The following is a 10,206-nucleotide window of genomic DNA, read 5'->3' on the forward strand; positions in this document are numbered from 1 at the left end:
CTGGCCTAACAAGCTGCCCTAAGACTAGCCTTGGCCCCCTAAGGCCTGGCCCAGATTGAAGGGCGCTGGACGCCTCAGAACGGCGGCGGCTCTCCACCGTCCTTTCCGCTGTCTCCTCCTCCCGAGAACACCACGGAGAGTGGCACACGCTTGGCCGCGGGGCGGGCACTGACTGAAGGGCCGGAATCAAGGCGGTGTTGCGGTGTGAGGGTGAGTTCGGGCTGGGTCGTATAGTGCCGGCCCAGCGGGGAGATCCATTCCAGAACGCCCGGTGTGACCTGTCGTGCTTTCCAGAACCCCAGTGTCTTGAACAGGTGGTGCTTCTTACAAAGGTGCGCCAGGTTCCAGTGTTCTGTGGGTCCTCCTGCCGCCCACGGGATGGTGTGGTCCGCTTCGGCCCGGGCGGTGCCGGCGCTGCAGCCCGGGAACCGGCAGGTCTGGTCCCGCGCCTGCAGCCATCGCCGCAGTCCGGCCGGGACCTTTCGGCGCCGACCCACGCCCAGGACCTGCCCGGAACACGGATCCTGGACCAGCCCGGTCCACCGGCACGCTGCTCTGGCGAGCCGCCTGGCTGCTTCTGCGGTGATCGGCCCGTATCCGGCCAGCTCGGCCGGCGCGTCATCGGCCCCGAAGAGCGTGTCAGCATTGATTAGGACCATGATTTCCGCGACCGTGCCTGGAGGCAGCGGCGGGAGGTCCCCGGCATCGGCAGACCCGTTGCGTCCGTTCGGTCCGTTGGCTCCGTCAGCTCGGTTGAAGCCGGAAGACCCGTTGAGTCCGCTGAAGCCAGCTGGCCTACTGGCTTCATCCGGGGAGCTGTCTCGATCGCTGCCGTGGTTGGTGTCGGTGGTGCTGGCCTCGCCGGCTGCCGGATCCGGACTTTGACCGTTCCCGGGCTCGCCGATCCAGGGTTCGGGAGTGTGCAGGAGCAGGGACGCGAGGATATCGGTGCGCAGCTGATCCAGGCACCGAGGATCGCCCTGGGCCTGCTCTCCGCGGGCTGCACCGGTCAGCGCGCCGTAGATCTGCTGACCCTTGTCCGCCGGCATATAGGCGGTGAGGTGTCCCATGCCGTCGGGCCGGGGCTGGAACCAAACGCGACGCTGATCAAACGCGGTCCGGTGCCGGACCGGAATGCTCTGCGGATAGATCCGTTCGCGCAGCCGCCGGGCTTTGCGGGTGAGTTGGGCATTGGTGAGCTCCGGTGCGAGTTGAAGCAGGTCCTGCTCGAGGGCAGCAGCGGCTCCGGGCGGAAAAAGCCGGCCATCGTCAACGCCTGGCTGATCGTTCTCCTGCCCCTTGTTGTTCTCCGGCCCGGTGTCTTCCCCTCGAGGCCCTTTCCCGGGGTCGCGTCCTGCTTCGCTGCCGGCAGCAGCCACGGGTGCCGGTTCCATGAGGGATCTGGTCTGGTCCAGGATCGTCCGCGCCTGGGCAAGGGTGATCGCTCCGGTTTCCAGCAGGGCCAGCGTGTCCGGGCAGCGGGTGCAGAGCTCCTCGGATTCTTCGACCAGGGCCATCGCGGTTCCCTCGGGCAGCCGAAACAGGGTGGCGATCTCGGTGGCACAGAGACTGAACGCCAGACTCCGGTCTACGCCCTGCCCGGCAGAAACGCCCGGCCGGGCGGTTCGGGCGCACCGGGCGCTGGTACCGGTGCCGGTGCCGGTTACGTCTTCGCCGGCTGCCCGGCGCTCGGCATCCTCGGCCGCCCGTTGCCGGTCGAACTGCTCAAGCTCCTCGAACATGAGCCGGTGCTGGCGGTGCACCAGCCGTGCCTTGGCGGCGGCGGCCCAGCCTTCCAGAATCCGCACACCCTGCAGCGCGGTGCCGGTCAGCTCCTGATCCAGGCCCGCAGCATCCAGCAGACCCAAAGAACCGGTGAACCCCTCGGGCAGGGTCGCTGCCAGAGCGTGGCGCTGAGCAGCACTAATTGCCGGGTCAGCACAAAACACCGGGCTTGCACCGGCGCCGCATGCACCGGCATTGGCACGGGCGTTGCTGCCGCCGGCGCCATGGTGACCGCCGCCGTCGGGACCGCACCCGCCGGCGTCGCCGTCGGCCCGCGGGGGAGCGGAACCGTGGTCACCGACCCACAGGGGATCAAACGGGACGGAGTCGGGCGGCCACTCCGGATCGGGCGGTTGCGGTTCCCACACCAGAAAATCATCACGCCACGGGGCATCCGGAGGAGGGTCTGTCCGCTGGTCAAACGTCGTTGTTGTGTCCATGAATTCATGGTTTCAGCTGCCACCGACATTTCCAGCTGGCCCTCAAGACGGACTTTCCCCGCCGCAGCACACCTCGGGTCTGCCGGCGACTAGTCAACGGACAGCCGCTCGGACTTACGGAGCATTCCCACCGCGGCTAGGCTGGGACTTCAAAGCCGGGGTTCCACCGAGCAGGAGGACGGCCGCCATGTCTGAGCAATCTGGCCCCGCAGTTCCGGAAGGGCAAGCAGTCCCTGAGGGCCGTATCCAGAAACTGACCGATGGATATGCGGTGGCCTTCGACCGCCAGTTTGACTACCCCACGGCCCACATCTGGGATGTCCTGACCAATTCCGAAAAGGTCTCACGCTGGCTCGGCGACGTGACACCGCAGTGGCGGCTGGGCAAGGAATACACATTGGAAATGGACGGCGGCACCAGCACCGGCACAGTGCTCCAGCTGGAACCGCGTTCCAGCCTGCAGCTCACCTGGGAGGACCAGCTGGGCCTGGAATCGGTGCTGGAATGGCAGGTCCTGGAGAGCGGCGGGGGAGCGCTGCTGCAGTTCCGCTCCCGCACCGACTCACCGGACTTCCTGACCGAAGGCAGTGCCGGCTGGCAGGGGATCCTGAACTCCTTCGCCAGCGTCGCCGCGGGGCGGGAACCGGATCCTGACAGCATGGATCGGTGGCTTGCCCTGCGCGATGCCTACGCCAGCGAATTCGACATTTCCCCCACGATGGGCCGGGTGACCGGTGAGGGTGCCGACGCGGAGCTGGTGTTCGAGCGTTGGTACCGGGCGCCGGCGGAGGATGTGGAAGCGGCGGTGGAGACGGCCGGCAGGACGCTGAGTATTGGAGGGGACGCGCAGCTGGTGATGACCGATGACGGCCACGAAACCAAGGCCACCATCCGCGAGCCGGTCACCGGCAGCCAGGACCAGACCGCCACCCTCCTCGCCGCGTGGCACGCCGCCCTTGACGCCGTGCGCGACCAGCTTGACGGCCAGACCCCGAATCCGAATCTGCACCGGCGGGCCGCACTTGAGCGGTTCTACCGCGCCATGCTCTGACGGTCCCCGCGACCATCCCCGCATGGCAGGAGCGCCCCGATTCCAGCCACAGGACGGGATCTTGCTACGGTCGAAGGCATGGAAGACACAAGCGCACGATCACGGCTTGCGGTACCGGCCACCTCCGCCGCCCGCCTCCTGCTGGGCTCAACCCTGACGCACGACGACGGCGGCCGCCCGGTGAGCGTTCGGGTCACCGAGGTGGAGGCCTACATGGGGGACGCGGATCCGGGCTCCCACGCGTTCCGCGGCCGCACGGCCCGGAACAACACCATGTTCGGTCCGGCCGGGCACCTTTACGTCTACTTCACCTACGGTATGCATTACTGCGCCAACGTGGTCTGCGGTGATGAGGGACAGGCCACCGGACTGCTGCTGCGGGCCGGGGAAATCACTGACGGCATCGAAACCGCACGGGAACGCCGCGGAAATCCGCGCACCGACCTGGACCTCGCCCGCGGACCGGCCCGGCTGGCCCAGGCCCTGGGCATCAACAGGAACCTCGACGGCGCCGATGTCTTCGCGGCCCCGCTGCGGCTGGAGTTGCCGGACCGGGCGGTGCCGGAAGAACTGGTCTCGTCCGGACCGCGGGTGGGTGTCAGCGGCCCCGGCGGTTCAGGCGAATATCCCTGGCGGTACTGGCTCACCGGTGACCCAACTGTGTCCAAGTACCGTCCCGCCCAGCCGCGCAAGCAGCCGGCATCCGCAGGAGCGACGGCCCTGCGGCCGTGAAACGCAGAACGGCGTTCCAGATGAGTGCCATCCCGGAACGCCGTTCGGCGAAGCAACCTGCTAGGAGCGCGGAAGCGGAGCCTGCGCGGAAATCAGCTTCTTTTCCAGCAGTTCGTCCCAGAACGCACCCGGAATTTCGGCCTTCATCGCCGCGACATCCTCTGCGACGCGTCCGGGCCGGCTGGAGCCGGGAATGACCGCAGCCACAGCGGGGTGGGCGGCGGAGAACTGCAGGGCAGCGGCCTTCAGGCTCACCTCGTGCCGGGAGGCCACCGAGGTCAGCTCGGCGATCCGTGTCTTAACCTGCGGAGGAATCTCGGCGTAGTCGAACGTGTCGCCGCCCAACAGGGCGCCGGAGTTGAAAGGTCCGCCGACGATAATGCCGACGCCCTTCTCCAGTGCAGCGGGCATCATGCGCTGCAGGGCGCGCTCGTGCTGCAGCAGCGTGTACTGAGTGGCTGAGAGGCTCATAGTCGGAGCTGCCTCATCCATGTCCATGGCCAGCTCGATGGGCTCGGTGGTGTTCACGCCGAGGCCCCAGCCGTTGATGACGCCCTCATCCTGCAGCCGCGCGAGTACCCGGAACGCGCCGGTCCGCGCCTCGTCGAACTTGGTGACCCACTCATCACCGAGGAAGTCCCGGGAGGTGTCGTGGACGAAGACAAAGTCCAGCCGGTCAGTCTTCAGCCTCTTCAGGCTCTCCTCGATGGAGCGCAGGGTGGCATCCGCGGTGTAGTCAGTGGCGATCTTATTTGAACGCCCGTGCGTGAAGAGGCCGGAGCTTTTTTCCTCTTCCTCATCCAGGATCAGCCGTCCCACTTTGGTGCTCAGCGCGTACTCATCGCGGCGATGCTGTGAGAGGACCTCGCCCAGGCGGGATTCCGCCAGGCCGGCTCCGTAGAAGGGTGCGGTGTCGAAGTAGCGGATGCCTTCATTCCAGGCGGCTTCAACCGTCGCCAGCGCCTCATCCTCGGGAATGTTCCGGAACATGTTTCCCAGCGGAGCCGTGCCGAATCCGATCTTGTTCTTGAGCACTTCGTGCAGGTTAGCCATATGTGTTGCAATCCTTGACTGTTGGTGCCGTTAAATTCAGTGGCCTGTCCAAAGGGGCAAAGGGCACTGACAGATGGCAACCGCCGTCGAAGGCCCCTTTATTCCTCCAGCCGATAACTCCGCTCGATTCCGCCCGCCCGACCGACCCGGTGTGCGTGCCCGCTGTCACGCGGGCGCCGGGCGTGGCGAGACAAGTGCCACAGCTGTCCACGCGGCTCGGGCCGGAGCGGACGCAGCGGGTAAGGTGGACGGGTGAAAGATGCCCCGGCAGAACCGGTTAACAACGAGACCATTGAACAAACGATCGAACGTCTGGGTGCAGTCGTGCCCGACTATCCCAAGCCGGGAGTGGTCTTCCGTGACCTGACCCCCGTCTTTGCCGACGGACAGGCCTTCCGGAGCGTCGTGGATTCGCTGCTGGCCGAGTACGAGGGCCGCTTCGACTACGTTGCCGGAGTGGAAGCACGCGGCTTCCTCCTCGCCGCAGCTGCTGCCTACGCGGCGGACAAAGGCGTCATCACGATCCGCAAGCCGGGCAAACTGCCGCGCCGCGTGCATTCCGAGAGCTTCTCCATGGAATACGGCGAAAATACACTCGAAGTCCACCAGGACGACATTCCGGTGGGCGCCCGCGTGCTGATCCTGGATGATGTACTGGCCACCGGCGGCACCCTCGGGGCGACCGCACGCCTGATCGAAAAGGCCGGCGCAGTCGTGGCCGGATTCGGCGTCGTGCTGGAGCTGAAGGACCTGGGCGGACGCCAGGCTCTTGCCGGTTACCCGGTGCATGCACTGATCGGTTACTGACCGAGGATTCATGCTCTTCCGTCCGGCGGAGCACCACCCGCGCCGCCGGACGGAGGCGCACCACGACCACCCCGAACAGGGCCGGTATCAGCCGGTTAGCTCAATGCATGGAAAAAGTCCAAATGCGCGCTAAACTTGACGGTCTGCCTTTGCGAGAGGGAACGCGAACATGCCTGAAACGTCTTCTGCCCACCACGAGCTGGAACATGAGCGACACTACGTCGCCGGTTTGTACCAGCGACTCGACGAACTCCGCGAGGAAAAGCGCGAACAGCTGGCCCAGGTGCGGCGCAGCCACTCGGCCGGTTCACACCAGAACCGCTCCGAACGTGACGCCTTTGCGACCATGTATGAAGACCGCCTGGCGCAGCTGAACGCCGTCGATGACCGGCTGGTTTTCGGCCGCCTGGACCTCGACGACGGCGAAGAGCGTTACATCGGCCGCATCGGCCTGTCCACCGAGGACCTGCAGCGATTGATGGTCGACTGGCGCGCCCCGGAAGCGGGCACGTTCTACCAGGCCACAGCGTTCGAACGGCAGGGCGTACGACGCCGCCGCCACCTGATCCTCAAGGGCCGGAACGTCCAGGCCATCGAAGACGATGTGCTGGACTACACCATGCTCGAGGAGGAGGCTGCACTTCAGGGCGAAGGCGCCCTGCTCGCTGCCCTGAACTCCAAGCGCACCGGACAGATGTCGGACATTGTCGGCACCATCCAGGCCGAGCAGGACCGCATCATCCGCGCACCGCTGGCCGGCACCCTGGTGGTGCAGGGCGGACCGGGAACGGGCAAGACCGCCGTCGCGCTGCACCGCGCCGCCTATCTGCTGTACACGCACCGGGAACGGCTCAAGTCCGCCGGTGTCCTGCTGGTGGGCCCCTCCAATGCCTTCATCCGCTACATCGAACGGGTGCTTCCCTCGCTGGGCGAGACCGGCGTCGTCATGTCCAGCCTTGGCCAGCTGATGCCCGGCATCACGGCCGTGCAGGAAGAAAACGCGCACGTCGCCGAGATCAAGGGACGGATCGGCATGGCTGAAGTGATGGCCAACGCCGTCGCCAACCGCCAGCGGCTCCCGGCCGAACCGCGGAAGCTGAACGTTGAGGGAACCATCCTCACGCTGACTCCGAAAATGGTCCAGCGCGCCCGCGACAAGGCCCGTGCCACCGGCAAGCCGCACAACGAGGCCCGGGTGACCTTCGTGAAGATCCTGCTGCGCGAACTCACCGAGCAGCTGACCGACCAGCTCGAGGAATCGTCCGGTGCCGGCAACAGCACCGACCGGGCGTATCTGGCCGAGGACGTGCGCAGCGCCCGCGACGTGCGGGTGGCACTCAACCTGTGCTGGATGCCGATGATGCCGGAGAAACTGCTCTCCGAACTCTTCAGCAAGCCCGGACACTTGGAAGCAGCCGCACCCGAACTGAGCCCGGAGGAAATCCGCCTCCTGCGCCGCAGCCCGGACGCACCGTGGACCGAATCCGACATTCCGCTGCTGGACGAGGCGGCGGAGCTGCTCGGAGAACTGGACGCCTCCGCCGGACGCGACTTCGCCCTGCGCGAGGAACAGCGCAAGCGGGACCTGGCAAACGCCGAGCGGGCCATCGAGAACACCGAGGGCTTCCTGGAAGACTCCGGCGCGCACGGCATCCTCTCTGCCGAGGACCTGGCGGACCACAACACCGAGGGGGAGGTGCGCCTGACCGCGGCCGACCGCGCCGCCGTGGACCGCACCTGGGCCTTCGGTCACATCGTCGTTGACGAGGCACAGGAACTGTCGGCCATGCAGTGGCGGCTGCTGATGCGCCGCTGCCCGCTGAAGTCTTTCACCGTGGTCGGCGACATCGCCCAGACCAGCTCCGCCGCCGGGGCCACGTCGTGGCAGCAGGCGCTGGCGCCGTTTGTGGGGGACCGCTGGACGCTCGAAGAGCTGACGGTGAATTACCGCACCCCGGCGCAGATCGCCGAGGCGGCGGTCCGCATGGCCAATGCTTCCGGTCTGGTGGTCTCCGCACCCAAGGCCGTCCGCGAAGGCCGCTGGGCACCGTTCGTCGACCGGGTGCCGGAGGGTGGATTGGTTGCCCGCCTGATGGAGGTCCTGCCGGAGGACCTGGACTCGCTGGACGGCGGCCTGCTGGCGATCATCGCCGAGGAACACCACCTCGACGCCGTCCGCCGCGAAGTCGGTGCTGTCTACGGCAGGCGGCTGGGCACCGGCGCCGGTGGGCTGGAACAGGACATAGTGGTGACCTCGCCGCGGGAAGCCAAGGGCCTGGAGTTCGACGGCGTCGTCATCTTGGAGCCTGAAGAGCTGCTTACCGCTGCGGCCGGGAAGGTCGGGGACCTGTACGTGGCGATGACCCGCCCGACCCAGCGGCTGCGTCTTATTGCCGCGGGTCCGATCCCGGCCGGCATTGTGGAAGAAGAAGCCTGATATTTTGGAACACGTGACTACTGAAACCCCAGCGGGCCTGCGCGCCCAGAAGAACGATCCGACCTTCGACAACATTTGGCAGGAACTGAAGTGGCGTGGACTGGTCCACGTATCCACTGACGAGGCCGAACTGGAGAAACTGCTCGCCGGGGATTCAATCACCTACTATTGCGGCTTCGATCCGACGGCGCCGAGCCTGCACCTGGGCAACCTGGTGCAGCTGCTGACCATGCGCCGGCTGCAGCTGGCCGGCCACCGCCCGCTGGCCCTGGTGGGCGGCTCCACTGGGCTGGTGGGAGATCCGCGTCCGACGGCGGAACGCACCATGAACACCAAGGAAACCGTTTCCGAGTGGGTCGGCTACCTGCAGGGCCAGGTGCAGCGCTTCCTCAGCTTCGAGGGAAGCAACGCCGCGCAGATGGTCAACAACCTTGACTGGACCGCGCCCATGAGTGCCATCGACTTCCTGCGGGACATCGGCAAGCACTTCCGGGTGGGCACCATGATCAAGAAGGAGATTGTCTCTTCGCGGCTTAACTCCGACGAGGGCATTTCCTACGCCGAGTTCAGCTACCAGGTGCTGCAGGGCATGGATTACCTCCAGCTCTTCCGGGACTACAACTGCGTGTTGGAAACCGGCGGTTCTGATCAGTGGGGCAATCTCACGGCCGGCACCGAGCTGGTGCGCAAGGTCGAGGGCAAGAGCGTCCACGCCCTGGGCACCCCGCTGATCACAAACTCCGATGGCACCAAGTTCGGCAAGAGCGAGGGCAACGCCATTTGGCTGGACGGCAGCATGACCAGCCCGTACGCGATGTACCAGTTCTGGCTGAACACCCCAGATGCCGACGTCGTCGACCGGCTGAAGGTCTTCACCTTCCTGTCCAAGGCTGAAATTGAAGAGCTGGAACGCTCTGTGGCGGCCGAGCCGCACAAGCGCGCGGCCCAGCGCCGGCTGGCCTTTGACGTCACGTCGCTGATCCACGGGGTGGAGGCTACCGAAAAGGTTATCGCCGCCTCCGCTGCGTTGTTCGGACAGGGTGACCTCAGTGAGCTGGACGAAGACATCCTGACCGCAGCCACCGCCGAGCTCCCGCGGGTAGTAGTGGACGCCAGCGGCCTGGGCATCATTGACCTGCTCGTGGCTTCAGGCCTTTCGGCCAGCAACTCCGCGGCCCGGCGAACGGTTGCCGAGGGCGGCGCCTACGTGAACAACCACAAGGTCACGGATGCAGAAGCGGTGATCGGCGGCACGGAGCTGCTGCATGGCCGATACCTGCTGCTGCGCCGCGGCAAGCGCACTCTTGCGACCGTTGAAGTGTCCGCCGTATAGTTTTAACGGCCCGTTAGAAGGCTGGCTTCCAGCGCCCTCGCTGGTTCCGGATTTTCCGGAGCTGCGAGGGGCGGGTGCCGGCTTTCTTCGTTCCGGAGCTGTCCGCAAGGAGGCATCCGGAACCGGCGGCGCAGCGTGCAGGAGGTCACACTCCAGGGGTTTGCGCCAGCCGCCGAGGGTGTGTAAAGTTTAGTGAGTTGCCCCGGTGAGCGCCTGACAGACATGTTCTGCAAGTGAGACTCCCGGACTCGGCAGCCACAACCCATCGCAACGCAACGGACAAGGTCCGGAAGCTTCGTGGCGGGTTCACCCGGTTGTTTCGGCCAGGTTTCGCGGATAACGCGGAATTACTAAAACAGTCCGGATGAGATAGAATAAAGAAACACTGCAGCGAAGAGAAAAGAAAGACATTCAATTGTTTTTCCGAGTATTTCGGATGCATCTGTTGTTTGAGAACTCAATAGTGTGCCAAGTTTATTGATACCAATTATTTTAATTGGTTGAACTGGTTCTTCCGCCCACCCCGTGGGTTGGGAGGACTTTTTTAGCTGGTTTCGAATTTAGTGCA

At 65.6% G+C, this 10,206-nt stretch carries 7 protein-coding genes; 5 read left to right on the forward strand and 2 right to left on the reverse strand.

The window, feature by feature from the left end:
- Positions 1-74 precede the first annotated feature (74 nt).
- Positions 75-2,225 carry an HNH endonuclease gene (locus tag QNO00_RS09095; RefSeq protein ID WP_284024315.1) on the reverse strand — a complete coding sequence of 717 codons (2,151 nt, stop codon included), beginning with the start codon at positions 2,223-2,225 and terminating at the stop codon, positions 75-77.
- Positions 2,226-2,412: 187 nt separating this feature from the next.
- Here QNO00_RS09095 and QNO00_RS09100 point away from each other — a divergent pair, with 187 nt between their 5' ends.
- The gene (locus QNO00_RS09100) at positions 2,413-3,276 is read left to right on the forward strand and encodes an SRPBCC domain-containing protein (protein WP_229967721.1); all 864 of its coding nucleotides are present in this window, start codon (positions 2,413-2,415) and stop codon (positions 3,274-3,276) included.
- Positions 3,277-3,354: 78 nt separating this feature from the next.
- Entirely contained in the window at positions 3,355-4,008 is a 654-nt protein-coding gene (locus QNO00_RS09105; RefSeq protein WP_284024316.1) for a DNA-3-methyladenine glycosylase, read from the forward strand.
- A gap of 60 nt (positions 4,009-4,068) precedes the next feature.
- Here the strand turns inward: QNO00_RS09105 and QNO00_RS09110 are convergent, their stop codons facing one another.
- Positions 4,069-5,061: an aldo/keto reductase gene (locus QNO00_RS09110; RefSeq protein ID WP_284024317.1), complete on the reverse strand. Its 993-nt coding sequence runs from the start codon at positions 5,059-5,061 to the stop codon at positions 4,069-4,071.
- Positions 5,062-5,313: 252 nt separating this feature from the next.
- Between QNO00_RS09110 and QNO00_RS09115 the strand changes: the two genes are divergently transcribed.
- From QNO00_RS09115 to tyrS, 3 genes are all read left to right on the forward strand, one after another.
- Positions 5,314-5,868, forward strand: coding sequence for an adenine phosphoribosyltransferase (locus tag QNO00_RS09115; protein ID WP_229967727.1), 555 nt, complete (start codon positions 5,314-5,316; stop codon positions 5,866-5,868).
- Positions 5,869-6,037: 169 nt separating this feature from the next.
- Positions 6,038-8,305: a HelD family protein gene (locus QNO00_RS09120; RefSeq protein ID WP_284024318.1), complete on the forward strand. Its 2,268-nt coding sequence runs from the start codon at positions 6,038-6,040 to the stop codon at positions 8,303-8,305.
- A gap of 13 nt (positions 8,306-8,318) precedes the next feature.
- A complete protein-coding gene (gene tyrS, locus QNO00_RS09125; RefSeq protein WP_229967731.1) occupies positions 8,319-9,638 on the forward strand; it encodes a tyrosine--tRNA ligase in 1,320 nt (439 codons plus the stop codon).
- Positions 9,639-10,206: the final 568 nt, after the last annotated feature.

It is taken from the genome of Arthrobacter sp. zg-Y1219 (genome assembly GCF_030125545.1).
Taxonomy (GTDB): domain Bacteria; phylum Actinomycetota; class Actinomycetes; order Actinomycetales; family Micrococcaceae; genus Arthrobacter_B.